Origin of the sequence: Teredinibacter purpureus (assembly GCF_014217335.1) — a bacterium.
Lineage (GTDB): Bacteria > Pseudomonadota > Gammaproteobacteria > Pseudomonadales > Cellvibrionaceae > Teredinibacter > Teredinibacter purpureus.
Window position 1 is genome coordinate 1,532,621 of record NZ_CP060092.1, and the last position, 25,955, is coordinate 1,558,575.

Consider the following 25,955-nt stretch of genomic DNA (forward strand, 5'->3'; position numbering starts at 1 on the left):
AGTGAGCCTAAAAGGCTGCTTGTATCCATTGGGTGTTTTTGTCGTCGAGTCCAATGACATCGAAGCGTATAGGCATAGTATCAGAAAGTCTGTGTTCCAATAGGTAATGTTGTGTTGCCTTAATTATTTTTTGTTGTTTGCCTCTGGTTACCGTTTCAATGGCGCTACCAAACTGGTTTGATTTTCGAAAGCGTACTTCGATGATCACTAAGGTGTTCCCTTGCTGCATAATGAGGTCGATTTCCCCCATTTTACAGTGGTAATTACGACAAACTAAGGTAAGCCCCTCGGCTTTTAAGTAAGCGAGAGCCGCATCTTCTGCGGCATCGCCGGTAATTGTCGCCGGGGCTCTTTTTTTTGAGGAGCGTTTAAATAGCATCACGGGCCGTTACGGTGGGCATTATATAGGCACGGCCCCGTATAAATTGAGCCCATGCTTGTTCGCGTACGATACGCTTTTGTTCATCTAGCCCCAGTTTGCCGGTATTTCCGTAATAGTGAGCATTACGGACTAGCTCCAGTTGGCGCAATCGAGGCGAGAGTTGAAAAGCATCAACACCTAAGGCATAAAGCCGTTGATAGGCACTCGCGCTATTGGCAAATTCATCAATAGCCTGTTTTTCGGGGGTGTGCTGATTAAAAAACCAAGGCAGGGTTGCGAACCTAATACCATTCATATCGCGGTCGGCATTACTATCGATCTCACCGTTATAGATATGGCTGGTGGAATAAACGGGTATATCGCCAGCGTAATGGTAGGCCAGTGTAGGTTTGAGTTGGCGGGCCTGAGTAGGGCGGGCAACCATAAAGATTAAATCAACGTCTTTACGTTGTCTCGGTTCAAATTCCAGGGCTCGGTTCAGTATTTGGCGCATGCGCCTTGCGCGTTGTTGGCTATCGGTAACATCCATTGCGTCGCGAATAAGGTTGGAGTATTCACTTTGCGATTTAAAACGATAATCACCGACAATAGCGCCACCCAGTGATTGCCAGGTCTCTGAAAATGTTGCAGCGGCTCGGTCGCCCCAACCGCTCTTTGGGCCGAGTATCATGGCGCGGCGATGGCCGTCTCGCCATGCTCTTTCTGCTACTTGCGCGGCTTCGTCCTCCACGGCTAAGCCAAATTGAAATAATTGCCCTGTATTCCCTAGTGCGTGTTCGCCGTAGTTAAGGGCCAATGTTGGCACAGGCATATCGAGCCGAAGTGCAAGAGTGTCGATATTGGCCTTGTCCAGTGGGCCTATCACCAGCTCTGCGCCATCAAGTACAGCTTGATCGTAGATCATGCTGATGTCGCCCGCGGCCGTGTCGTAAAAGTGTAAGTTGGGAAGTATGTCTCCTGTTTCTGCTAATCGGTAGAAGGCGGCCATAATCCCGTCACGGATAGCGGATGACGCTTTTTCCAATTTACCGCTTAGCGGTAACAATACCGCAATGTGGGAGGCCTGTTCATCCACCAGTTGTTTGAGTAACTGTAAATCGGCGGGTAAGCGCAAGCTAGCGGGGTGTTCTGGCCAACGCAGCACCCAGTCTTCTACACTTTCTAGCTGCAAACGCATGTTGGTTTGGTTATCTTTGCTCAGCGTGGCTAGTCGGTACCAGCCTTGAGCGGTGGGATCTGAATGCATTTGCGATTCCATTTGCAAATCTTTCAGTGGTAACTCCATTAAAGCGATCCAAATTTTGTCTAGATTCAAGTCGCGGGGCTCGTTGTTCAGCGCAGGCTGCATTGAGTAGCGTGCATCTATAATGAGTCGCTCCGAGATGCAGTCACGAAACTCTGCTAGGTCGCAGAGCAATTGTGCCCGTAGTTCCTGCGCGTGCAGAACAGCGACAGGTTTAGATGGAAATAGGTCGACGAATCGGGCGTCCCATAGTATTCGCTTTGCGATGAAATGTTCGCCTTGCGCTACTGCTACCTGTGCCGCTAGCATGGAGTATGTGAAATAATGTGTATCGTCGAGTGCATTAGGGTATAGGTTGCTGAGCGTGATACGAGCCCAGTCGAGTTCGCCTAATTGGTACATCCCTTCTGCCGCTTCAAGTACGAGCGATGTACGCTGTTTCCCCGTGACGCTTGCGGCTTCGGCCAGCAGTTCATTAATAGATTCTGTACTAATGACTTGACGTTCATCAGGAGGGTCTTCTTTAATCGGTGGTGTACAGGCACTTAACAGTAGTAGTGCCAAGGCTAATCCCAACCTACGAATGTTAGCGTTATAGCCTTTTAGTGGCTGAACAAATTGAATCACAGACTCCCCCGCACAAAATAAGTAAACCTAAAGGCCGAAATATAACAAATGACGAACTCAAACGCGCTATACATAGTCGCAACCCCAATCGGCAACCTTGGTGATATTACCTTAAGAGCTATAGAAACGCTTAAAACGGCTGACATTATAGCCGCAGAAGACACGCGTCACAGCGCGAAATTACTTCAATATTACGGAATAGACACCCCACTTACGCCTTATCATGATCATAGCAATGACACACAGACCCAGCGGCTGCTGGATAAGCTACAGGAGGGCCGGTCAATTGCGTTAATTTCTGATGCAGGCACGCCGCTTATCTCGGACCCTGGTTTTCGCTTGGTAGTACTGGCGCGAGAGCAAAAAATTCGTGTGGTGCCTATACCCGGCGCTTGCGCGGTTGTTACTGCCTTGAGTGCAGCAGGCCTACCCTCAGACCGTTTTTCGTTCGAAGGTTTCCTGCCAGCAAAGAATGCTGGCCGCCGTGCGCGCTTAGAATTAGTTGTCACAGATCCGCGCACATTAATTTTTTATGAATCTCCCCACCGCATTCAAGATTCGCTTGCCGATATGGCCGCGATATTTGGGCAAGATCGACAAGCAGTGTTGGCTCGTGAAATTACCAAAACGTACGAAACGTTCCTGTCCGGTGATTTTGCCCAGTTGCAGCAAGTTTTGTCTGAAGATGCCAATCAATTGCGCGGCGAAATGGTGGTAATGGTACATGGCTACAGTGAACCTCTTGCAGATCCGGAAAGGTTGGAGCCTGACGTAGAAACAATGTTGCGGGTGTTGTTAGACGAGTTGCCGCTTAAGCAAGCTGCGGCCATTGCCGCAAAATTAAGTGGAGAAAAGAAAAACAAATTGTATAAATGGGCGGTGGATAATAAAGGCGCAACGGAAAAGTAAAAAGACCTTAAGTTTGTGACGGCTAACGCCAACAGGCCGCTGCTGAATGATACAGTTGTCAGTTATGCTTAATGAACGAAAACGGTTTAACGTTAGCTGTCCAGTTAAGGAATATTGTGAATGGCTATAAAGTTTAAATCAGGCGTTGTTCTGGTGTTAGTGGGCGTTGGTTTAGTGTCGGCCTATCAGTTAGGCAGGCTTAGTGTTAAACCTATTGCGTTAGAAGTGGCTCGCGTTACAGCGCCAGAGGGTTACGATCTGTCAGCTGCGGAGCCGTGTCTGAGTCATTCACTTGCATTTTCTGTTGAGGAAGAGACTGCTCTAGTGGGGAATAACGCTGGCGATGTACAAGCGGATAGCGCGTTACTCGATAATGACAACGAGGCAAATATGAGTGACGAGCGCTATGCGCAAATGGAGCGTGCGCATGACCAAATTGAACGTTTCTCCGCTTTTACAGATACGGCCCGAAAGGATAATTTGAATCCATTGCAAGTTGTTAATAATCGGTTTGAAGAAGAGGCCGTAGATTATGATTGGGCCGCTAATCGCGAAGACGAATTGTTTTCGATGTTTGATAACCAAAACGAATTGCAAAACATTGCGCCACTATCAGTGAACTGTAAAACGACAAACTGTAAGGTTGTTTTAGCTGTTGAAAGTGAGCGTCAGGCAGAAGAGCTATCTACACTGTATAGCCGTTCTATGTTAGAGAGTGAGGGGGCTGGTATGCCGTTATCGGTATCGCATTTTTTTGATAGCGTGTCGGGCGAGCTGGTGTTTTATCTTTCGGATACGGAGGGTGCGGGGTTGTTTAAATAGTGGTAATTGTACGAACGTAAAAACCCCCTATAATTTGATTGTAGGGGGTTTTTACGTTAAGTAATTAAATTACTTAACGTAAACGCGCCAATTATTACAGTTATTAAATGACGTGGTGTAATTGCTGTTTTTAGATGTAATTGTACAGCTAGAGCCATAGCCGTTAAAACTTTCATACTTACCAATAGCAATGCTGGGGTGTCCGGGACAGCTTACGGAATATTCGGTATATAAATAGCCGCCACCGCCAGTGCCGTAAGTTTGTACTGCGCTGCATTCAGGTGGGTAGTTGCCTTGAACGGGGTCGTTCCATTCAAATATTTTAGCGCCAGCGTGTGCTGTAGTTGCAAAGCCTACCGATAATATTAGTCCTAATAGTTTAGTTTTCATGATCTCTCCAAAATTAGTTTTTCTATATTTATGTGTTTGCGGCGTCCTGCCCAATACCTCAATTAGTGTGTAATTAAAAACTAACGAGGTAATGTAAAGCTCCAAATTTTGTTGGCACGATAGTAATATTGATAGCGACAAGAAGAAAATGATTTTGACGTCATGCGTTAAATGCATGACCCAGTCGTTTTATTGCAGTGCCAAATAGATGAAACAGGTGAGATGGATGAATGTTGTCCTGCGGGAGAGGGGTTGCGCGATTTTTTTAGTGCGGGTTTAAACACTATTAAAAAAACATTTGTGTGATTATATATTTTTGTAAAGCGGGGAATAGTTGTTGTTGGGGCTGACAGCTCATAAAGGTTGTGGGCTTGAGCGAAGAGGGGCTGGAGTTGGATCTGCGCTAAGTATTAGGGGGTGATTACTTTGGTGAAAACAGCCTTAAAAATGAGAGTGTTGTTTGTGATGCAAGGCAGGTTTTCGTGGTTTTCTTGTGTGGGGTTTTTAAACAATGGTTTTTAGGCTCTGGCGAGCGTGAGTATTTGTTTGGGGCGAGGTGTTACTGTCAGAGCGGGCCAAATTTTAACGTTTAAAGAAAAGTATTAGAGTGCCTGCTGCTAGCAATAGAAGCGATTCTCGTGGGGCTTGAGTTAGCTCTGGTATTGCCTGAAGAAGTATATACCCTCCCGCGAACATGCAAGCGGCAGCGCCGATCTTTACTGTGTTGTTGCGTGAACGGTTCATGGCGTTGGATTGTGACTGGCGTAACGCCTTGCTTGCAGCTTTTAATTCCGGGGCAGCCTTTGCTAACGTTTTAACTTCCGAGAGTGTATCGAAAATTAAGTGGGGCACTTGTGGGAATTTTTCCATCCATTCTGGAGCATGGTATTTCAGGTCTTCGAAAAGTGTTTTTGGGTGAAAACGCTCGCGTACCCAGCGTTCAAGGTAGGGGTGCGCTGTATCCCATAAATCCAGTTTTGGGTAGAGCTGTCGGCCTAAGCCTTCGATATTTAAAAGCGTTTTTTGGAGTAAGACGAGTTGTGGTTGCACGGGCATTTGGTAACGCTGAGCTGTTTTGAAGAGGGAAATTAAGGCTTCTCCAAATGAAATTTCGATTAAGGGCTTTTCAAAAATAGGTTCGCATACTGAACGAATGGCGGCCTCAAAGCCCGCAATAGAGGTTGAGCGCGGCACCCAGCCGCTCAGCACATGTAGTTCGGCCACTTGTCGATAGTCACGACGAAACATCGCAAGTAGATTGCGAGCAAGATAATATTGGTCTTCTCTTGTGAGCGTACCGACAATGGCCATGTCTACCGCCATATAGCAAGGGTCGCGAGGGGTTTTCTTCGAAACGAAAACGTTGCCAGGATGCATGTCGGCGTGAAAAAAATTGTGTTCAAACACTTGGGTGAAAAAAACTTCTACTCCGCGCTCCGCTAATAATTTTAAATCGATACCGTGTGATTCTAGCTGTGCCGTGTCGGTTACGGGCAGCCCGTAAAGGCGCTCTAGCACTAAAACGTTTCGCGTGCTGTATTGCCAGTAAACTTCTGGAATGTACAGCATGTTTGAGTTTTCAAAGTTACGTCTGAGCTGCGAAGCATTTGCACCTTCGCGAGCCAGGTCCAATTCATCCAATATTGTTTCGCGGTAGTCATCAATGATTGCTACTGGTCGTAGGCGTTTACCTTCAGTAGTGAACCTTTCGATGAGGCGAGCGATAACGCGCAATAGTTGTGTATCTTTTTCGATTATGGGTTCTAGCCCAGGCCTTATTACTTTTATGACAACATCTTCGCCACTGTGTAAAACGGCTGTATGTACTTGAGCAACGGATGCTGAAGCGAGAGGCTGGCGGTCGAAATGTTTAAAGAGGGTGTCAACGGGGCCTTGTAGTTCACGCTCAACTATTTCGACGAATAATTCACTGCTAAAGGGAGCGACGTTATCTTGAAGGTGGTCGAGTTCAGCTACAATATCGTCAGGGATAAGGTCCGGGCGGGTCGAGAGTAGTTGCCCAAATTTAACAAAAATGGGGCCAAGTTCTTCGAAGGCGCGACGAATGCGTGCGCCGCGATTGTCGGGTGACTTTGGGTAGAGTTTAAATAAGAGTAATAACAGTTTGAATGTGCGAGGGCTGTGGTGGCTGTGCGCCATCTCGTCGAGTCGATAGCGACCAATAGTATGAAGTATTTTAAGTAAGCGAAAAAATTTAGCCACGGTAACGTTTAGGGCCTTAATGCTGTTGTGTGTGTTGTTGCGAGGAAATTGAAGCTAGCAGTTTATTTACTCTAGCGTCTAGTCGCTCGGATTGTTGCCGTAAAGTGTTAACGGTCTGATTGAAACGCTCCAATTCTGTAACGGTAGGTACTGCTCGCAATTCTTCTGTTAGGAATTCACTGATAAATTGTGGGGTGCGTAAGGCTCTTGGTTTTAGTGTGTTAAATAAACCCTTGAATGCTTTAGCGGCATAATGAGCGGGTAGGTCACCTACTTTTTGTGAGAGTGCATCTTCCCAGTCGATGTCGAGGTTTTTCATAAAGTGCTGGTAGTCTGCCAACAAGCTTACCTGCCCGCTAACATTGACACCGCTGCCTGCTAGCGAATGGCTGGGGTTAAAGATAAGCATTAGTAGCGTTAACCATTCGCCCTTGAGGGTTGCGGTAGCTTCGCCGGAATAATGGGCGAGCACGTAAATGTGCTCATCTACAGCATGAAGGTAGAGATTACCTTGTTCACTTTCTATCGCTAGCACTTTGTCGTGCAGTTTAGGGAGGCTGGCGCGGCTACCAGGGTCATACTGAAGTGAAGCATTGAGTGCGGTTTCAATGCTAAGGGCTAAGGCCGTTGCGTATGTGGGGTCTCGTGTGTCCATGAAGGCGCTATGCTTTTATGCCTTTGTGCAGAGCAACGACACCGCCCGTCATGTTGTAATATTTAGTGTCGCTGAAGCCTGCATCCGTGAGCATTGTTTTTAACGTTTCTTGGTCTGGGTGCATGCGAATGCTTTCAGCCAAATAACGATAGCTTTCTGAATCATTCGTAATGAGTTTACCCATGGCAGGCAGTATGCGGAAAGAGTACGTGTCGTAAATCTTTTCAAGCAGGCTATTCTGAGGCTTGGAAAACTCCAGTACGAGTAGTCGCCCGCCGGGCTTCAGGACTCTATACATTGATTTAAGTGCGAGGTCTTTATCGGTAACGTTTCGTAGGCCAAAGGCAATGGTAATGCAGTCGAAACTGTTATCAGGAAAAGGTAAGTATTGGGCGTCAGCTTGAGCGTAATGAACATTGCCCGCGATACCTTTGTCGGTAAGTTTGTCGCGACCGACCTTTAGCATGGAGTCGTTAATGTCGGCTAGTACTACGTTACCTTTGGGGCCTACAAGCCGAGCAAACTTGGCGGTAAGGTCGCCAGTGCCGCCGGCAATATCTAGTACGCTATTGCCGGTGCGTACACCCGAAAGTTCGATCGTAAATTTTTTCCAGATGCGATGTATACCGCCAGACATCAAGTCGTTCATTAAATCGTATTTGGCGGCGACAGAGTGGAATACATCCGCCACTTTTTCGGCTTTCTCTTCGGTTTTGACCGTTTGATACCCGAAGTGTGTAGTGTGATCTTTAGACATGATTAAGCCTCAAATGCTGGACAGGCTTATTGTACCTTAAAAGTGGCTTTTACATGGAGATTCTGCCGTTTATACGACTATAAGGGCTTATAAGGGGCCAACCCATTTCACGGTGGAAGTCTTGGCTGCGTCTTCCTGAGCTTCATGTGTTGCTACGCGATCGAGATAATTTTGCCATTTGTCTGCATTGTTTGCGCCGAGTTCTTGTAGGTATTCCCAAGAGTATATTCCTGAGTCATGTCCGTCACTGAAGATAAGTTTGATGGCATAATTTCCTAGTGGCTCGATACCGGTTATAGCAACAGTTTGTTTATTCAGCTGTAACACTTCTTCGCCAGGACCATGGCCCTTTACTTCTGCGGACGGTGAATACACCCGCAGGTATTCAGCGGCGAGTGGATAATGAGTATCACCAAAGGAAATTTCAAGAATACAGGATTTTCTGTGGAGCTTAATGGCGCTAGGGGTGAGGTTCATGGGTATTGTCTGCATAGAGGTAAAGAGCATGAAGGCGCTGTTCAAGCCGCTCTAGATAACGCTCAAACTTTAGGGCTCTTGCAGTAAGAGCCCTAAAGCATGGGCTGTTAGGCGTTAGAGTAAAATTAGAGTATAAACCGACTTAAATCTTCGTTTTGAGAAAGCTCGCCAAGCTGTTTGTCCACATAGGCGGTGTTGATTTCAATGTTGGCGTCCGCCTTGTCTGTTTCGAATGAGATGGTTTCGAGTAGCTTTTCGAGCACGGTATGCAGGCGACGCGCACCGATGTTTTCTGTGCTTTCATTGACGTTGTAGGCGGTTTCTGCGATGCGACGAATGCCGTCATCGGTGAATGTAATGTTAACGCCTTCTGTTGCGAGCAGTGATTGGTGTTGCTCTGTAAGTGATGCGTCTGGCTCGGTAAGAATGCGTTCAAAATCGTCAGGGGTAAGAGCTTCGAGCTCAACGCGAATAGGGAGGCGGCCCTGAAGCTCGGGGATTAAATCGGACGGCTTCGATAGGTGGAACGCGCCCGAGGCGATAAACAATATATGATCGGTTTTGATCATGCCGTGTTTGGTGCTTACGGTGCAACCTTCTATTAATGGCAGTAAATCGCGCTGAACGCCCTCACGTGAAACGTCTGCGCCTGATGCGCCTTCGCGTTTTGTGACCTTGTCTATTTCGTCTAGAAAGACGATGCCGTTTTGTTCGGCGGCCTCAATGGCTTGAGATTTTAATTCGTCTTCATTAACCAGCTTGGCGGCTTCTTCGTCGGTTAATTGTTTGAAGGCTTTTTTAACGGTTACCTTCGCTTTCTTTGTTTTGCCTGTATTAAGATTAGAAAACATACTTTGAAGCTGATTAGTCATGTCTTCCATGCCGGGTGGGGACATAATCTCCACTCCGACCTTGGGCGCAGCTACGTCTATTTCGATCTCTTTCTCATCAAGCTCGCCTTCACGTAACTTTTTACGAAAAACCTGACGCGTGCTCGATTCATGAGTTTGCTCACTGTCGGTTCTGGCGGGGGGTAGCAGTGCGTCAAGAATACGTTCTTCTGCGGCTTCCATTGCGCGATGTTGGCACTTCGCTATTTCTTGTTCTCTATAGAGCTTTATTGAGCGGTCTACAAGGTCTCGAACGATAGATTCGACATCACGACCGACATATCCAACTTCTGTGAATTTAGTCGCTTCTACCTTAACGAAAGGTGCATTAGCCAATTTTGCTAGGCGCCGTGCGATTTCAGTTTTACCTACACCGGTGGGGCCGATCATGAGGATATTTTTAGGGGTGATCTCATTACGCAAGTTTTCATCAAGTTGCATTCGGCGCCACCGATTTCGAAGGGCAATAGCAACGGCTTTTTTTGCGGCTTGCTGGCCAACAATGTGTTTGTCCAATTCGTGGACAATTTCTCGGGGAGTCATTTGTGACATGGAAAACCCTCTTGCGAATACCGCAGCATAAGGTGCCGGCTAGTATTCCAGTTGTTCAATAGTGAAGTTATGGTTGGTGTATACACATATGTCACCCGCGATGGTGAGCCCTTTTTCAACGATCTCGGCGGCTGATAACTCAGTGTTTTCCAGCAGTGCTCGCGCAGCAGATTGCGCAAATGAGCCTCCGGAGCCGATGGCAATGAGGTCGTCTTCAGGCTGTATAACATCACCGTTACCCGTGATAATGAGTGAGGCATCTTTGTCTGCAACCGAAAGCAGTGCTTCTAAGCGTCGCAGTGCACGGTCGGTGCGCCAATCTTTCGCGAGCTCAACGGCGGCCCGTACGAGCTGGCCTCCATGGGCGTCGAGTTTGGCTTCAAATCGTTCGAATAATGTAAAAGCATCGGCCGTACCGCCGGCAAAGCCCGCGATCACTTGATCGTTATAGAGTCGCCGAACTTTTCTCGCATTGCCTTTCATGATGGTGCTGCCAAGTGATACTTGGCCGTCGCCGCCGATAACCACTTGGTTGCCGCGACGTACAGATAGTATGGTTGTACCGCGATACTGTTCCACGGAAATTCCTTAAGTACGTAGTGATAGAGTAAGCAGCAGATGTGGGGGCTGCGTGCAGTAATTCAAGCGCAATTAAAGGTTTACGGAGAAGAGTGGTTGGGCGTACGCTTGAGTACTAGAGCTTCATATTGATTTGATACTAATGTGCTGCGTGCTTTTTCACGTTGAGATCGTGATTCGAATGGGCCAACTAGCACTCGATGCCATGTCTCGCCATTGCGTATACGCGCTTTTTCGATATGCGCTTCTAGGTTTAGCAAAATGAGTTGCACTTGAAGCTGTTCTGCGTCTTTTGGGTTCTTAAACGAAGCTACCTGTAAAATATACTCTTCTTCACTCGCGACTGAGGGCGTTTCAGGTGCGATTTCGAGGGGGCTTTCTTTCATGAAGTCTGGAATAGTGACGTCATTTTCTTTGAGGATGTCGTAGAAAACGAAGCGCGGGGTGGCGGGTGTTTTGATGTCCGTTTTGGGTGATTCTGATGATGATGGCGACGGCTTGCGCCCAATTTTTTGGATAGGATCCATTTCGGATAGGCGCATTAAGAACATGATGAACGCGCCAAGAATACAGCCTGTGAATAGCCATACCCAAGCGGGAACGCGAGGCTCAAGGGTTTTTCTGCGAGCGTGAGGCTGATTTTTACGTGCGTGGTTTTGCGCCATATTTGGTGTGTGTAACTTTTTATGTCTTAAATAGGGGGTGGAGTGGTGGGTTCTGTTGTCGCGAGGCTCCCTTCTGCGCTCTCTTTCGCCCTTTAGGGGTATAAGCCTGAAGCCTATCACAACAAGGTGCTCTAAAATAAATTTTCATAATAAATTTATTGGTTTACGTCTATAACTTAATATATTATCGAGATAAATTGTAGCAAAATGTAAGGGCTCTGGGCTTTGCTGGCCCTGATTTGCTAAAGTGCAAAGTAGCCTAGCCTATTTATGGGTAGCCGTTCAGTCGTGATTGTTCGCACATGATCTAGTTGGCTTATCGATAAATCACTTTATTTAGCCAGTACTCGAATTCCTCGATTTGAAGAAATGGATATTGTTATGACCCCGATCAAGCTTAACCTCAAACCGTTCATACTGCTGTCGCTCCTCGGGCTTTTTCTAGTCGGTTGTGGTGGTGCTCCTGGTAACACGCCTGGTTTAACGCCTGGAGTTGATGATACCGACAGTTCGTTTCTTAAAATTGGCACTGGTGGTGGTTCCTCTTTTTCCGAGGGTGTTGCCAGCGGTGAGCTGATAACGGCTAACTCAAGCAGCGCGTCTTGGGTTGTTGGTGTGGTGATTGTGGGTAATGGCAATATCGCAGTCGTTGATGAATACACCGTTAACTTTACTTCTACTTGTGTGGCAACCGGGTTATCAACATTGAGTCGAGATTCGGCGGCCACGGTAGCGGGGCGGGTGTCGGTCAGTTACACCTCCGACGGCTGCAGTGGTATCGATACTGTTGTAGCGACGGTCAATACGGGCAGTAACGTGATTTCGGCGGTTGTTGATTTGAATATTACTCAGGCGACCGGTAACTCCGGTGGCGGAGATGAAGGCACTGTTGTAAGAATGGGGTCTGGTACTGGCGCGGCATTTCAGGAAGATGTGTTGTTGGCAGGTTCTACCTCGTTGCCTGCGGGTGGTGATACGAGCATAACCGTTAGCTTGGTTGATATAGACGGTGTGCCTTATACCGCTGTAACGCCAGTGGTATTTTCGTCTGGTTGTGTGTCGTCTGGCTTGTCTGAATTTGCACCTGAAGAGGTGAGTACTAGTGGCGGTGTTGCCAGCGCGCAATACCGCACAAACGGTTGTACGGGTACGGATATTGTTACGGCCACGGCAACAGTAGACGGTATCGATTTATCGGCGTCAGTAAGTTTGTCGATCGAGTCTGATAACGTTCTGGGTATAGAGTTTGTTGAGGTTGTTGAGCCACTTCTGTCTTTACCTGGGGCTGGTGGTGCTGAGACTACAGAGGTGTTTTTCCGGTTGTTGGGCGGTTTGGGTGCGCCAGTTGTGGGAGAGGCTGTTTCCTTTCGCTTGAGTTCTTCAATTGGTGGGATTTCAATTGCGCCAAATCGAGAAAGCGATATCAGTGACTTTGACGGCATAGTCTCTACAACAGTTCAAAGCGGCACAGTTAGTACCACCTTCCAAGTGGTAGCAACACATGATGCAACAGGAAATTCAACTAATTCGGACGGTATTGTTGTGTCGAGTGGCGTGCCAGTCGACAGTAAGTTCTCGCTTTCGCTCTCTACCTTTACGCCTCGCGATGCATTTGATACTGACGGGATAGAAGTTGATTTAAGTATTATTGCCAGCGACTATTTCGGAAACGATGTGCCCGATGGTGCTCAGGTTTATTTTGCTTCTCCTGAGAGCGGTAACGTGGATCAGAGTTGTATATTGATTAGCGGAGAGTGTTCCGTCGTGTGGCGCAGCGCGGGAAGTCGACCTGATGATTTCCGTGCATCGATAATTGCGTATATCGACGGCGCAGAAGATTATACCGATACGAACGGTAATACTGTTTATGATGCCGGCGATGTGCGTGGAATCGATTTAGGTGAACCGTTTATCAACGAGGATGAATTGGGCGGTTATGATATTGGCGAGTTTTTTGTCGATTCGAATCGTAACGGTATCCGAGATGTTGCGAATGGAGAATGGGATGGCCCGTGCCTAGATGCTGTTGATGCGTCTGCTGATTGCTCGGGTAATGATTCCGTCTCGATATCTAAAGTGGCTGTTATTCGAATGCCAACGGACACGCCAAGAATGATCGAGGCGACCATCGATTATTCCGATGGTGTTGGTGCTCGGGATTTGTTTGAAGGGGCTCTTATTGATTTGGAATTGTCGCCAGACTTATCCGTTCTGATTACTTTCACTATTGCCGATAACAATACATTGGCCGATATTTTTGGCGGGCATCCAATGCCTTCTGGAACAAATTTTATTATCGATAGGGTCTACCCGTCTGGCGTGGTGTTTAATGATGGTGCCATCGCGGGAGATACTGAAGTGGAGGTTTCGAATTCGGCTACAGGCCCTACGACCTTCTCAGTGGTTATTTATGCTGAAGATGACGGTGACTTTAGTACCGGTTCTTTCTTGCAGGTTGGTGTTCATGAAGGCGGTGCGGCCACTGAAAAACTGGGTGAGTTTGTTTATCGATTGCGTATGTAATATTTTTATTCTTCGCCCCTTGGAGACTGTGTGAGGGGCGAGATTTTAGTGTGTTAACTTTCTAAAGCATCTACATCTATCGACCAGCGTGTTCTTTTTGCGAGAGCGTGCTGGTCTATGTGTTCTAGCCCCTTCTTTAATATTTCTTGTAGTCCCTTTCTTGAGCTGGCGGTTAGCTGAAATTGATAGCGATACCTTTCGTTCAGCTTTTCCATTCGAGCGGGCACCGGCCCTAAATAACGCAGATGCTTTGACGCTGGGGCTAGCTGGTTAAAAGTATTGGCGACCATTTGTAAAAACTCAATGGCGTTGTTAGCCCGTTTTGACTCTGCTCTAAACAGCGCGGTGAACCCGAAAGGGGGTAGGCCGGTTACTTGTCTTTCCTTGAGGATTTCGCGTGCGTATTGGTGGTATCCCTTCGTTAATAAGAACTGTAAAAGAGGGTGGTCTGGGGTATGGCTTTGAATAAGCACTTGCCCTGGTATGCTTTCTCTTCCTGCTCGTCCAGCCACTTGTACGATTAGTTGACCCATGCGTTCGGGGCCGCGAAAATCCGAGCTTAATAGCCCTTGATCGCAATCAACGATTATCACCAAGGCGATATTGGGCAGGTGGTGTCCTTTTGCGAGCATTTGAGTACCGATAAGGATGCAGGGGGCTCCTTCCGCGACTTGCTTTAACGTGTTACTTAACGCGTTTTTACGCTGTGTGGAATCTTTGTCGACGCGCAAAATAGGTGTGCTGGGGAAGCGTTCGTTTAGCCACAGCTCTGTTTGTTCTGTTCCTAGGCCTTTTGGATTGATGTCATCGCTATTGCAGCTGGGGCAGCGACGTCGCACAGGCTGCTGCGAGTCGCAATGATGGCAGTGCAGGTGGAGTGGGGACCGATGGAGGGTCATGTGTGCGTCGCAGTTACGGCATTCGGCAACCCAGCCGCATTGATGGCATAGCAGTGTTGGGGCATACCCTCGACGATTTATAAAAACAATGGCTTGGTGTCCATTGTTTAATGTGGCGCCTAAAGCCTCGACGGCTTGATTGCTAAGGCCTGCCGACAGAGTTTGTTGTCGCAGGTCGACAATTCGAATCCGTGGGGGTTGCGCTTTGCCTGCACGCTTCGTTAAGCGAAGGTGTTGGTATCTGCCTTGAAGGGCGTTGTGCAGCGTTTCTAAGGATGGTGTTGCGGAACCCAAGATGATGGGAATCTTGACGTTGCTTGCGCGGAAAATAGAAAGGTCACGTGCAGAGTAACGAAGATTGTCTTGTTGTTTGTAGGAGAGGTCATGCTCTTCATCGATGATGATGACCCCCAAATTCTTTATCGGTGTAAGGGATGCGAGGCGAGTACCGATCACAATGCGTGCCCGCCCGTCTCGGGCGGCAAGCCAGCTTTGTGTTCTTTTAACTTCACTAATGTTGGAGTGGAGCTCTGCTATCTCGCAGTTAAATCGGCGGCGAAAGCGCATGACGGTTTGGGGTGATAGGCCAATTTCAGGAATGAGAATGAGAGCTTGTTGTTGGGCTTGTAGGACGCGCGCAACGACTTGAAGGTAGATTTCGGTTTTCCCGCTTCCAGTGGCGCCTTCGAGTAGGTATGTATTGAATTGGTGGTAACGGAGGTGATCGATGGCCGCTTGCTGTTCATCGGTTAGTGACAATGGCGCTTCTTTGAGTAGTGTGTCAGTGCTACTGGTGATTTTGGGGGGCACGTCTGTGGCACATTTTTTTTCCAGCAACCCTTTTTTTTGCATGCTAGCAAGCACGCTATTACTGAAACCGAGGCCGGAGGCTTTATCCTGTGTAAGCTGGTTGTGCTGTAGAAGGTGTTGAAATATTTGTTGTTGTTTTTTTGCGCGCTTTAGTGCGTCGTGCGGCAGGCCTTTTGCCTCGATGGTTAATGCCCAAACTGTGGCCTCGGCTTGTTCTGCTTTGCCCTGGCGCAATCGCTGGGGAAGAGCGGCGTGAAGTGTTTCGCCAAAAGGGTGCTGATAATAATTTGAGGCCCATCCGCAAAGTTTTAGAAGCTCTGCAGGGATGATAGGTTGTGCGTCTAGAATGGCGTTCGCTGGCTTAATCCTGCTTGGGTCAATCGTCGGGGTTTGGTGGCAAGAAACGATAACGCCAACGAGTGTTTGTGAGCGAAAGCTTACTTCTGTGCGACGGCCGATGAGGTCGGATTCTTCGCCCGGTTTTATCGGTATGGGGGATAGATAGTCGAATAGTCGTCGTAACGGGACAGGCAGCGCGACGGCCAAATACCAAGCGTTAGGCGGGTGAGGTGGATTGAAGTCCGAGTTAGGTGTCATTGTGGAATTCTACACTAGAGGAGTGTCTTGCTGGTGGTTGCTTGGGGTAGTTTTTCAGGCAAAAAAATACCCGCGAAAAAGCGGGTATTTTGGATGTTTTGTAAGTTTGGAGGCTTATTTTTTTGCGCTGCGAGCAAATCGCTTGTTGAAGCGATCGATGCGGCCGCCACTGTCCAACACTTTTTGTTTGCCGGTGTAGAACGGGTGGCATTCAGAACACACGTCGATGTGAATCTCTTTTGCTAATGTGGAGCGTGTCTTAATGCTATTGCCGCAGCTACAGGTAGCGATCATTTCGCCGTAATTGGGTTGAATATCGTTTTGCATGGTATTGCCTCTATGTGCCAATTTGGCTTTTCTGGGTTCCGCCACCTGATCTATTGCCAAGCACCGAACCGCGTTTATGAGAGCCCAGAGGTCGAAGCGCTTCGTGCTTGGCCGGATTTGGGAGGGCGCATACTAGCAGAATAAAGCATCAAAGCAAATGCTTGGTCGCTGTCAGCAGGCGGTTTAAAAAAGCTCCTCGGTTAAACGTTCTTCATTTTCGTAAGGGTTAAAAAGTGGGGATGTGTCCTCTTTTTCAGGGGGTACATTTTCAACCCGAAAGTATTCAAATTCGGCGTCGGGGTCGCCGGTGTGGGCTCGTTCGCCAGTTTCAGGGTCAATTTTAATGCTGATAATGCCTTCTGGCTGAACGCGGGTTTTTTCCTGTGTCCCGTCAAGGGCCGTTCGCATAAAGTCAATCCATATGGGTAGAGCGGCTTTGCCGCCGAATTCGCGCTGCCCAATAGGGGTGTTTTGATCAAACCCGAGCCACGTTGTAGCGACTATGTCACTGTTATAGCCAGAAAACCAAGTATCGACGGGGCCGTTAGTGGTGCCTGTTTTGCCCGCAAGATCATTTCGGCCGAGCACTTTTGCTCGAACGCCTGTGCCTCGCTGAATAACGTCCCGAAGCATGGAGTTGATGATGTAGGCTACTCGTTCATCAAGTACTCTCTGCGCTCGCGGAAAGTCCTTTGGGCTTAAAAGGCCAAGAAGGCGTTTTAGCTCGAAAGGTATTTCAAACGGGTCGTCACTTAAATAGGGGTATTCCTCGTCTGGGTCGAACGGAGTGCTAGAGAAAGTTTCGCCTGTATCACAGTCGGAGCAAACAGTTAACGGAAGCGCCTCATATACGGTGTTGCCGGTATTATCCAGTATCTGTTCTATCAGATAGGGTTGAACTTGATACCCGCCGTTGGCAAACACGGCATAACCGGTTGCAACGTCTAGGGGCGTTAGTCCGTGGCTGCCCAGTGCAAGTGATAGGTCGCGCGGGAGTTCATCCTCAGTAAAGCCAAATCGATGCATTCCTCGTATGGTGTTGCCAATGCCTACTTCGCGTAGAACGCGAATAGAGACAAGGTTACGTGAGCGATAGAGTGCCTCTCTCAATCGTGTGGGGCCATCAAATTTCCCGCTAGAATTTTTGGGTCGCCATGTGCTTTCGAGTGCTGCGTCATCAAAGACTATAGGGGTATCCATTATGATAGAGGCTGCTGTCATCCCGTTTTCGAGAGCGGCATTATAGATAAAAGGCTTAAAATTGGAGCCGGGTTGTCGTTTGGCTTGTGTGGCACGATTAAAGTGGCTTTGGTTGAAGTCAAACCCGCCGACAAGCGATAAAATAGCGCCATTTTGGGGGGCCAGTGCGATTAGCGCAGCTTGAGCATTCGGAACTTGGCTTAGGCTGTAGCCTTTTTCTGTATTGCCCGATAATCGAATTACGTCGCCTAGGCTTACCACATCTGCGGCACTTTTGGGGGATGGGCCTAGACGGCTTTCCGAGACATAAGCTTTGGCGTTGGAGATCCCCTGATCCCAGTCAATTTTTGTGGTGCTGCCATCGGGCAAGATGGCGATAAAAGCGGTGTCTTCTATATAAGCCACGGCTGCGGGCGTTAAGTCACCGTAGGTGGGGAGACTTTTGAGTTTGTCCTGCCAGGCGTCGACTAGAGGTTGAAAATCTAAAGGTTGTGTTGTGGGTTCGGGCTCGACGTCGATTTCTGATTCTGATGCGTTTAGGAGGGGAGCGTTCGCGGCTTCGTCACCCGGCATATTCGGTAGTAGCGTCAGAGATTGTTCTGGCCCACGGTAACCATGCCGTAAATCGTATGTTAATAGTCCGTTTACGATGGCGAGATTAGCGCTCTCTTGCATTGAGCTGTTGATCGTTGTAAAAACTTTGTAGCCGTCGGTGTAAGCTTCAAGGCCAAATAGCTCGATTGCTTTGGCGCGAGCCATTTCAGCAATATATGGTGCTTGAACATCGAGATTACTATTGTGGTAGCTGGCACTTACAGGCTCGGCAATGGCGAGTGAGTAGTTGTTTTGTTCTATTTTGCCGAGGGACAGCATGCGCCCTAATATCCAGTCTCGCCTCAGAAGCGCGCGCGAGGGGTTGGCAATGGGGTTCATGGTGGACGGGCCTTTTGGCAAACCTGCCAGCATAGCAATTTGAGCTAGACTTAGTTGGTCGAGCGGTTTGCCGTAGTAAACTTGGCTCGCGGCGTTGATACCGTAGGCGCGATTGCCAAGGAAGATAATGTTGACGTAAAGCTCTAGAATCTCTTCTTTGCTTAATTCTTGCTCTATGCGCAGCGCCAGCAAAATTTCATTAAATTTTCGTGCAAAGGTCTTGCGGCGGGAAAGGTAATAATTACGCGCGACTTGCATAGTGATGGTGCTGCCGCCAGAGGCTCTACGGCCTGTCAGAACAAGCTGGCTTGCGGCCCGCATGAGGCCTTTTAGCGACACGCCATTGTGCTCGAAGAAATCGTCATCTTCAGCGGCAAGCAATGCGTCCACATAGCTTTGTGGAATATTGTTGAATTTTATAGGTGTGCGCCGTTTCTCACCAAATTCAGCTAGAAGCTTGTGGTCGGCGGAATAAACGCGCAATGGCGTTTGTAGTTTCACGTCTCTCAGGCTGTCTACGGATGGTAGTTGAGGGCTGAGAATAAGGTACATACCGGATAAAACACATAAAGTGCCGCCGGTTCCTGCGAGTGTCAGCCAAAGGCTGACGATTAAAAAGCGTTTTTTGATAGTCATTTGAGTATTTTAAAACTGAATAAGGGGCCGGATCGCAATAGGTTTTGCCATTATAAGACCTTTTTCACACTTTACCTATGTAGTCACAGGTTGCAGCCTATACTTAAAGTGCTATAACATAAACATAACCTAAGTAGCGGATATAGATAGAAAAATGGGTATTCTCAGTTTATTCGAGCAGAAAAAGAAACCCGTACTCGGTCTGGACGTGAGTTCGACAACCGTTAAGTTGTTAGAGTTCAGTCGACAGGGTGATGGCTATCGGGTCGAGAATTATGCTGTTCGCGCATTGCCACCCAATGCTGTTGTTGAAAAAAACATCAACGATGTTGAAGTGGTCGCTCAAATTATCAAGGCCGTTGTTCAGTCATCGCGCACTAAATTGAAAGATGCCGCGGTTGCAGTGCCAGGGTCATCCGTTATCACAAAGGTTATCGAGATGCCGAGTGATATGAGCGATGAAGCCCTAGAAACACAGATATCACTCGAAGCTGACCAGTATATCCCCTATCCCCTTGAAGAGGTCGCCATTGATTTTGATGTGTTAGGTGTATCGGAAAAAAATCCAGATCAAATAGAGGTGCTGTTAGCCGCATGTAGACGTGAGAATGTCGATATGCGTGCAACGATGCTTGATTTAGCCGAATTGCAAGCAAAAGTCGTTGATGTGGAAGCTTACACAATGGAACGCGCGTTTTCTTTGGTTCAAGAACAGCTCGAAGATCAGGAAGAGCAAATCGTCGCCATTGTTGATATTGGTGCAACGATGACTACTTTGAGCGTACTCGTTGACGGAAAAACAATCTATACCCGTGAGCAGTTGTTTGGGGGCAAGCAATTAACTGAAGAGATCCAGCGCCGGTACGGTTTGTCAACAGAAGAGGCTGGGCTGGCGAAAAAACAAGGGGGGCTTCCTGATGATTATGAGCCCGAAGTTTTGGAGCCTTTTAAAGACGCTGTTGTTCAGCAGGTTACTCGTTCACTCCAGTTTTTCTTTTCGTCCAGCCAGTATAATGACGTGGATCATATCGTGCTCGCTGGCGGAGTGGCGTCCATGGAGGGGTTGGCTGGTTTGATAGAAGAAAAATTAGGTACCTCGGCTACGGTGGCAAATCCTTTTGCCAATATGTCCGTGTCCTCTAAGGTTAATGCCGCCGCGCTAACAAATGATGCGCCGTCATTAATGATCGCAACCGGATTGGCCCTGAGGAGCTTTGTCTAACATGGCTCAGATTAACTTATTGCCTTGGCGTGAAGAGCACCGCCGAGAGAAAAAGAAAGAATTTTTAACCCAGCTTGGGGGCGTATGCCTACTGGCAATTGGGGTAGCTTATCTTTGGGTTCAAGCCGTAGATGGCGCTATCGCGACTCAAAACACTCGAAATAGTATGTTGAATACCGAGATTGGGTTACTAGAAAAGCAAGTTAGTGAAATTAAAGACTTGAAGAAAAAACGTCGTGAACTGCTGGACCGAATGAAGGTTATCCAGGATCTGGAGGGTAAGCGGTCCATTATTGTTCATTATTTTGATGAGTTTGCAAAGTCAGTTCCCGATGGCGTTTACATCACCACATTGTCAAAGAATGGCAATATTATTTCCATTGATGGCGTTAGCGAGTCCACCAACCGTGTATCTACTTTTATGCGTCAGCTTGACGACTCGGAGTGGTTTGCTGATCCGAACTTAAAATCGGTTGTCGCGGCCCCTCAGCATGGGTCACAAGCCAGCACTTTTCAGATGCAGCTGAAAGTGGTGCTTCCAGACGACGACGCGAAGGAAGAATAAAATGGCCGACATGAATCAGCTTATAGAGCAATTGCAAGGTTTCGATATCAATGATGTCGATTGGGATCGGGTCGGTGTTTGGCCCGTAGCGGTGAGAGTTTTACTTTGTTTTTTTGCTGCGGCCGCAATTGTTGTTGCTGGGTATTTTCTTGTTGTCCAAGAAAAAAATCATGAGCTAGATATTGCTAAGAATAAAGAAGTACAGCTTAAAACCTCATTCGAAACCAAGGCGTTTGAAGCTGCAAACTTAGACCGATATCGACAGCAAATGCTAGAAATGAAAGAGTCTTTTGGTACTTTGGTTTCTAGGCTACCGACAGATACTGAGGTTCCAGGGTTGTTAGAAGACATTGACAATAAGGGCGTTGAAAGTCGATTGTCGATACAAAGTATCGCTTTGCAAAATGAAGTTTCTACGGAATTTTACATTGAGTTGCCGATTAAGATAAATGTTTCTGGCGGGTACCATGAGTTTGGGGCTTTTGTGAGTGGTGTTGCAGGCATGCCACGCATTGTGACGTTGCATAATTTTCGAATTAGCAAGCCTTCATCTTCAAGTGGAGCGGGCTTAACTAACAGTACTTTAACAATGGAGATTATTGCTAAAACGTACCGTTACAAATCTCAAGGTAGTTAGTTATGCAAAAAAACTTGTCTCGAATATTAACCGCGTATGTATTTTGCTTCTTGTTCGTTGGCTGCAGTTCTGATGGGGCGCATTCTGATTTGAGCTCCTACATTGGAGAGGTAAAAGAGCGACCTTCCGGTTCTATTGAACGTCTTCCTCCATTTAAGCCTTATGAGGCGTTTGTTTATAGCGCTGCAGCGATGCGCAGCCCATTTGATCTCCCTATTGATGTGGAAAGGCGTGTGTATGAAAGTTCAAATGAAAACGTCAAACCCGATTTCGCTCGAGAAAAAGAGTTTTTAGAAGGGTTTGTACTGTCGTCTTTGGATATGGTTGGAACCTTGGAAAAAGATGGTGTTCTATGGGCTTTGATAAAAGATAGTAGTGGCCGTATCCACCTGATTACAGAGGGCCATTATCTAGGTAAAAATCATGGGAAAGTGATTGAAACTTCCGAGACAAATATAGAACTTATTGAAATAGTGTCTGATGGCCTTGAGGGCTGGGTTGAAAGACCGAGTATCCTTGCTTTATCCGAGAAGGAATAAACAAAATGTTTACACAAAAAATGAAAATCCTACTCATTGGTACTCTAGTGCTGGCATCTGGCAGTCTTATGGCCGCGGATTTGAATGATATCGGGTTTTCTGAGTTACCTGGTGAGCGAGCTGAGCTTCGTTTAAGCTTTGCGGGTGATGTTGTTGAGCCGCAAAGCTACATTATTGATCAGCCTCCAAGAATCGTACTTGATTTCAATGGTGTCGAGAACTTATTGGCCCAGAAGAAATACCCTATGTCTGTTGGAGAGGTAGTAAGTGCGGTGGTGGTTGCCGGAGGGGGCCGAACACGACTAATTGTTAATTTAAATAACTCCGTACCATTCTCCTCCCGAGTTGAGGGGCAGGAGCTGATCGTCGAAATCGGGGCGGAATCCGTTAGTAGTGCTGTTCCTAGCAGCCTATATAGTGAAATGTCTGGCGCTTCCCAGAGTGGCTCTGGCGAGTATCGCGGGGCAAATGCGTCTTCCGAGATTGATGGAATAGATTTTCGTCGCGGTGAGCTGGGTGAAGGTAAGGTAATTGTTACTTTGACAAATCCTAATATTGCTATTGACGTAGAAGAGGTCGCGACAGGTGTAACGGTCACCTTCTTGGATACGGCTCTTCCAGGTGCAATGGTTCGAACTTTAGATGTAGTTGATTTTGCAACGCCGGTTAGCACGTTGGGTTCAAGTACCGCGGGCTCGAATACCGTTTTGAAAATTAACGCGACAGGTGATTATGACTATTTAGCTTATCAGGCAGATAACGAGTACGTTATTAGTGTTAAGCCTTTAAGTCAGGCTGATGTAGAGGAAAAGAAAAAGGTTTTTGCCTACACCGGAGAGCGTTTGTCCATAAACTTTCAGGATATTAAGGTTCGCTCGGTGCTGCAGTTGATTGCAGATTTCACTGAATTGAATCTTGTCGCCAGCGACACCGTAACAGGTAGTATAACGTTGAGATTGGAAAACGTGCCTTGGGATCAGGCGCTGGATCTCGTATTGAAAACAAAGGGATTGGACAAGCGTCAAATTGGCAATGTATTAATGGTTGCGCCTGCCGCTGAGATAGCAGAGCGAGAGAAGCAGGAAATTGAGACCAAAAAACAATTGGAGGAGTTGGCGCCACTGAGGACTGAGTATATTCGTATTCGATATGCGAATGCTCGTGAGTTGTTCTCGTTATTTATGTCATCTAGCGGCGGCGGCGGTGCTTCTGGCGGCAGTGAGGGGGCCGGTAGTGCACGTAATTCAACAGGTAGTATCTTGTCTGATCGTGGGCAGGCTATTGTCGATGAAAGAACAAATTCGATAATACTCACTGATACTGAGGAAAAAATTAATAAATTCAAGCAGCTAATTGATCGGATTGATGTTCCTGTTAAACAGGTGATGATTGAAGCTAGATTGGTTATCGCAAACTCCGACTTTCGTAAAGAGCTGGGTGTTCGTATGGCGGGCGATGCTGTGCAGTCAACTCAGTCTGGCAGCCATATACACGAATTCACAGGTAGCATGGAAGGTATTTATGCGGAAGAAAATGGTGTAAGAGGGGCTTATTCCGATAATGACGGCGATGGATTTGCGGATAGCGCTCATACTTTTCCTCAAAATAGCTTGGTCGACCTAGGTGTGTTTAATCCGAGTGGCTCCATCGCATGGAATATTATTAGTAGTAATTTCATGTTGGGAATGGAGTTGTCGGCACTTCAAGACTCAGGCTTTGCTGAAATCGTTTCTCAGCCTAAGGTCATCACCGGCGACAAGCAGCCTGCAACGATTCAATCGGGTACCGAGGTTCCTTATCAGGAAGAGTCGGCTAGCGGTGGCACAACGACTTCATTTAAAGAGGTGGTCTTGAGCTTGCACGTGACGCCGCAAATTACGCCTGACAATAGAATAATTATGGAGTTAACGATTGATCAAGACTCGGTAACGGGCGTTTCCTCGGGTGTTCCAATTATCGATGTGACGCATTTAGAAACTTCTGTTCTTGTCTCTGATGGCGATACCGTTGTGCTTGGTGGCATTTACCAGACGGAAACGGTCAAAGGCCAGAGTAAGGTACCTCTTTTGGGCGATATACCGTTTGTAGGTGCGTTGTTTAGAAATGATATTCGCTCAGAAGAGAAGCGAGAGTTGCTAATCTTTGTGACGCCGCGAATTATGACTTCGGATTTTCTTGAATAACGTGAATCACCCTATTTTTTTGGTCGGCCCTATGGGGGCCGGCAAATCGACTATCGGCAAAATGCTAGCATTGCGTCTAAATCACGAGTTTCTTGATACAGACCATGTTATCGAGTTACGTACTGGCGCCGATATTCCTTGGATTTTTGATGTTGAAGGCGAAGACGGTTTTCGAGAGCGAGAGTCCTCGGTGCTAGACGAAATGATCGGTATGCGCTCGGCTGTGGTGGCTACCGGCGGTGGTATTATTATGCGGGAGCATAATAGACAGTTGCTTCGAGCGCAGCCATTGGTTGTGTACCTTACGGCTAGTATTGAGCAGCTGGTAGAGAGAACCTATAAAGATAAAAAAAGGCCTTTACTGCAAGTTGATGATCCCAAAGCAAAAATTGTAGAGCTCTTTAATCTTCGAGACCCTTTGTATCGCGAAGTTGCAAGTTTTGTACTTATGACTGATGGTCGAAGCCCCAAGTATGTCGTGCAGGCCATTGAAGAGTGGTTGGCAGCTTCAGGGGGTTGAATTTAGCGTTTTTTGCATTTCCGTTCTTTTTCTCATTTCTCGTATACAATATTGGCCGTTATTAAATTTCGTTTTCTAAATTGGACGCATTTTTTACTATGGCCATTCCTACCCTCAATGTAGACCTCGGCGAACGCAGTTACCCCATTTTTATCGGTGAGAACATGCTCGCTAACCCCGAAACGCTTGTCCCCTATATCGTTTCTGATCAAGTTATGCTTGTCACCAATAGCACGGTTGACCCTCTCTATACTCAAAAGATTGAGGCCTTGCTGGGTTCGCACTTTCGAATTGATAAAGTGGTATTACCCGATGGCGAGCAATATAAAAATACAGAGACGCTTAACGGTATTTTCGATGCACTGCTTGAAAAACGTCATAATCGTCGAACAACGTTAGTTGCCTTGGGTGGCGGTGTTGTGGGTGATATGGCTGGATTTGCAGCGGCATGTTATCAGCGAGGCGTTAATTTTATTCAGGTGCCCACGACGCTCTTGTCACAAGTAGATTCCTCTGTCGGCGGCAAAACGGGGGTGAATCATCCGTTGGGAAAAAATATGATAGGCGCGTTTCACCAGCCGAAATCGGTTGTGATCGATACCGACGTGTTGAAGACTTTGCCGGATAGAGAGCTTTCCGCTGGTTTGGCAGAAGTCATTAAGTACGGTTTGATTGCTGACGCGAATTTTTTTGTGTGGCTTGAAGATAATATAGGTAAGTTGCTTGCACGTGATTCGGTTGCGCTGGCGTACGCTATTGAAGTGTCTTGCCAGACAAAGGCGGATGTTGTTGCAAAAGATGAAACCGAGTCGGGTGTAAGAGCTATTTTAAATTTGGGGCACACATTTGGGCATGCCATCGAATCTCATCAGGGGTACGGTGTTTGGGTGCATGGCGAAGCGGTGGGCGCGGGTATGGTGATGGCCTGTGATTTATCGTTCCGGCTGGGGTGGCTGGGTCAGGATATTGTCGATCGAGCGCATGCGTTGATTTCTCGTGCGGGGTTACCTGTTCGGGCGCCAAAAAATATGACGCCTGACGTTTTTCTTGAATATATGGCGGTAGATAAAAAAGTGCTTGATGGAAGTTTGCGCTTGGTACTACTCAAAGGCTGTGGTGAAGCCGTGGTGACGAATGATTTCAGCGCAGCACTGTTAAACGAAACGCTCGCAGAGTTTTGTGAATAACTGAAA

24 protein-coding genes are annotated in these 25,955 nt (G+C 47.4%); 11 read left to right on the top strand and 13 right to left on the bottom strand.

The features are described from left to right. Nucleotides 1–7: 7 nt before the first annotated feature. Both H5647_RS06835 and H5647_RS06840 read right to left on the bottom strand, forming a co-directional pair. On the bottom strand, nt 8–379 hold the full coding sequence (locus H5647_RS06835; protein ID WP_045857352.1) for a YraN family protein: 372 nt from the start codon (nt 377–379) through the stop codon (nt 8–10). Continuing rightward, nucleotides 369–2,252 (bottom strand): penicillin-binding protein activator, encoded by a 1,884-nt coding sequence (locus H5647_RS06840; protein WP_045857354.1) that lies wholly within the window; start codon nt 2,250–2,252, stop codon nt 369–371. The genes H5647_RS06835 and H5647_RS06840 overlap by 11 nt, the downstream gene beginning before the upstream one ends. Nucleotides 2,253–2,300: 48 nt before the next feature. Between H5647_RS06840 and rsmI the strand changes: the two genes are divergently transcribed. Then, nucleotides 2,301–3,161, top strand: coding sequence for a 16S rRNA (cytidine(1402)-2'-O)-methyltransferase (gene rsmI / locus H5647_RS06845; protein ID WP_045857356.1), 861 nt, complete (start codon nt 2,301–2,303; stop codon nt 3,159–3,161). A 120-nt stretch (nt 3,162–3,281) separates the two neighbouring features. Continuing rightward, nucleotides 3,282–3,983, top strand: a complete 702-nt coding sequence (locus tag H5647_RS06850; protein WP_052691913.1) for a hypothetical protein — start codon at nt 3,282–3,284, stop codon at nt 3,981–3,983. A gap of 69 nt (nt 3,984–4,052) precedes the next feature. Here the strand turns inward: H5647_RS06850 and H5647_RS06855 are convergent, their stop codons facing one another. Next, nucleotides 4,053–4,373, bottom strand: coding sequence for a hypothetical protein (locus H5647_RS06855; RefSeq protein ID WP_045861165.1), 321 nt, complete (start codon nt 4,371–4,373; stop codon nt 4,053–4,055). 171 nt (nt 4,374–4,544) lie between these two features. Here H5647_RS06855 and H5647_RS22320 point away from each other — a divergent pair, with 171 nt between their 5' ends. Next, the gene (locus H5647_RS22320) at nt 4,545–4,679 is read left to right on the top strand and encodes a hypothetical protein (RefSeq protein WP_268871344.1); all 135 of its coding nucleotides are present in this window, start codon (nt 4,545–4,547) and stop codon (nt 4,677–4,679) included. Between the two features lie 276 nt (nt 4,680–4,955). Here the strand turns inward: H5647_RS22320 and ubiB are convergent, their stop codons facing one another. The 7 genes from ubiB to H5647_RS06890 form a co-directional block, all read right to left on the bottom strand. Beyond that, on the bottom strand, nt 4,956–6,596 hold the full coding sequence (gene ubiB / locus H5647_RS06860) for a ubiquinone biosynthesis regulatory protein kinase UbiB (protein ID WP_045857358.1): 1,641 nt from the start codon (nt 6,594–6,596) through the stop codon (nt 4,956–4,958). Between the two features lie 16 nt (nt 6,597–6,612). Further along, on the bottom strand, nt 6,613–7,251 hold the full coding sequence (locus tag H5647_RS06865) for a ubiquinone biosynthesis accessory factor UbiJ (protein ID WP_045857359.1): 639 nt from the start codon (nt 7,249–7,251) through the stop codon (nt 6,613–6,615). Between the two features lie 7 nt (nt 7,252–7,258). Next, complete coding sequence (gene ubiE / locus H5647_RS06870) at nt 7,259–8,008, bottom strand: bifunctional demethylmenaquinone methyltransferase/2-methoxy-6-polyprenyl-1,4-benzoquinol methylase UbiE (protein WP_045857362.1); 750 nt, start codon at nt 8,006–8,008, stop codon at nt 7,259–7,261. Nucleotides 8,009–8,095: 87 nt separating this feature from the next. Further along, nucleotides 8,096–8,485 (bottom strand): gamma-butyrobetaine hydroxylase-like domain-containing protein, encoded by a 390-nt coding sequence (locus H5647_RS06875; protein WP_045861166.1) that lies wholly within the window; start codon nt 8,483–8,485, stop codon nt 8,096–8,098. Nucleotides 8,486–8,610: 125 nt separating this feature from the next. Continuing rightward, nucleotides 8,611–9,927 (bottom strand): ATP-dependent protease ATPase subunit HslU, encoded by a 1,317-nt coding sequence (hslU, locus tag H5647_RS06880; protein WP_045857364.1) that lies wholly within the window; start codon nt 9,925–9,927, stop codon nt 8,611–8,613. 39 nt (nt 9,928–9,966) lie between these two features. Then, nucleotides 9,967–10,506 (bottom strand): ATP-dependent protease subunit HslV, encoded by a 540-nt coding sequence (gene hslV / locus H5647_RS06885; RefSeq protein WP_045857366.1) that lies wholly within the window; start codon nt 10,504–10,506, stop codon nt 9,967–9,969. Between the two features lie 80 nt (nt 10,507–10,586). Beyond that, nucleotides 10,587–11,171, bottom strand: a complete 585-nt coding sequence (locus tag H5647_RS06890) for an SPOR domain-containing protein (protein ID WP_045857368.1) — start codon at nt 11,169–11,171, stop codon at nt 10,587–10,589. A gap of 381 nt (nt 11,172–11,552) precedes the next feature. Between H5647_RS06890 and H5647_RS06895 the strand changes: the two genes are divergently transcribed. Then, nucleotides 11,553–13,694, top strand: coding sequence for an autotransporter outer membrane beta-barrel domain-containing protein (locus H5647_RS06895; RefSeq protein WP_162926312.1), 2,142 nt, complete (start codon nt 11,553–11,555; stop codon nt 13,692–13,694). A 53-nt stretch (nt 13,695–13,747) separates the two neighbouring features. Here the strand turns inward: H5647_RS06895 and H5647_RS06900 are convergent, their stop codons facing one another. The 3 genes from H5647_RS06900 to H5647_RS06910 all read right to left on the bottom strand — a co-directional run bounded on the left by H5647_RS06900 (nt 13,748) and on the right by H5647_RS06910 (nt 19,096). Continuing rightward, nucleotides 13,748–16,000: a primosomal protein N' gene (locus tag H5647_RS06900; RefSeq protein WP_045857372.1), complete on the bottom strand. Its 2,253-nt coding sequence runs from the start codon at nt 15,998–16,000 to the stop codon at nt 13,748–13,750. A gap of 114 nt (nt 16,001–16,114) precedes the next feature. Further along, on the bottom strand, nt 16,115–16,327 hold the full coding sequence (rpmE, locus tag H5647_RS06905) for a 50S ribosomal protein L31 (RefSeq protein WP_045861167.1): 213 nt from the start codon (nt 16,325–16,327) through the stop codon (nt 16,115–16,117). A 183-nt stretch (nt 16,328–16,510) separates the two neighbouring features. Beyond that, nucleotides 16,511–19,096, bottom strand: coding sequence for a penicillin-binding protein 1A (locus H5647_RS06910; RefSeq protein ID WP_082086977.1), 2,586 nt, complete (start codon nt 19,094–19,096; stop codon nt 16,511–16,513). Nucleotides 19,097–19,250: 154 nt separating this feature from the next. On the opposite strand from H5647_RS06910, the gene H5647_RS06915 reads away from it, so the two are divergent. From H5647_RS06915 to aroB, 7 genes are all read left to right on the top strand, one after another. Then, complete coding sequence (locus tag H5647_RS06915; RefSeq protein ID WP_045857374.1) at nt 19,251–20,318, top strand: pilus assembly protein PilM; 1,068 nt, start codon at nt 19,251–19,253, stop codon at nt 20,316–20,318. 1 nt (nt 20,319) lies between these two features. Then, nucleotides 20,320–20,883, top strand: a complete 564-nt coding sequence (locus H5647_RS06920; RefSeq protein WP_045857376.1) for a PilN domain-containing protein — start codon at nt 20,320–20,322, stop codon at nt 20,881–20,883. A gap of 1 nt (nt 20,884) precedes the next feature. Continuing rightward, nucleotides 20,885–21,520 carry a type IV pilus inner membrane component PilO gene (locus H5647_RS06925; RefSeq protein WP_045857377.1) on the top strand — a complete coding sequence of 212 codons (636 nt, stop codon included), beginning with the start codon at nt 20,885–20,887 and terminating at the stop codon, nt 21,518–21,520. 2 nt (nt 21,521–21,522) lie between these two features. Beyond that, nucleotides 21,523–22,059: a pilus assembly protein PilP gene (locus H5647_RS06930; RefSeq protein ID WP_082086978.1), complete on the top strand. Its 537-nt coding sequence runs from the start codon at nt 21,523–21,525 to the stop codon at nt 22,057–22,059. A 5-nt stretch (nt 22,060–22,064) separates the two neighbouring features. Then, entirely contained in the window at nt 22,065–24,242 is a 2,178-nt protein-coding gene (locus H5647_RS06935) for a type IV pilus secretin PilQ (RefSeq protein WP_045857378.1), read from the top strand. A 1-nt stretch (nt 24,243) separates the two neighbouring features. Continuing rightward, entirely contained in the window at nt 24,244–24,762 is a 519-nt protein-coding gene (gene aroK, locus H5647_RS06940; RefSeq protein WP_121495358.1) for a shikimate kinase AroK, read from the top strand. 104 nt (nt 24,763–24,866) lie between these two features. Continuing rightward, complete coding sequence (gene aroB / locus H5647_RS06945; RefSeq protein WP_045861171.1) at nt 24,867–25,949, top strand: 3-dehydroquinate synthase; 1,083 nt, start codon at nt 24,867–24,869, stop codon at nt 25,947–25,949. The last annotated feature ends 6 nt before the right edge of the window (nt 25,950–25,955 follow it).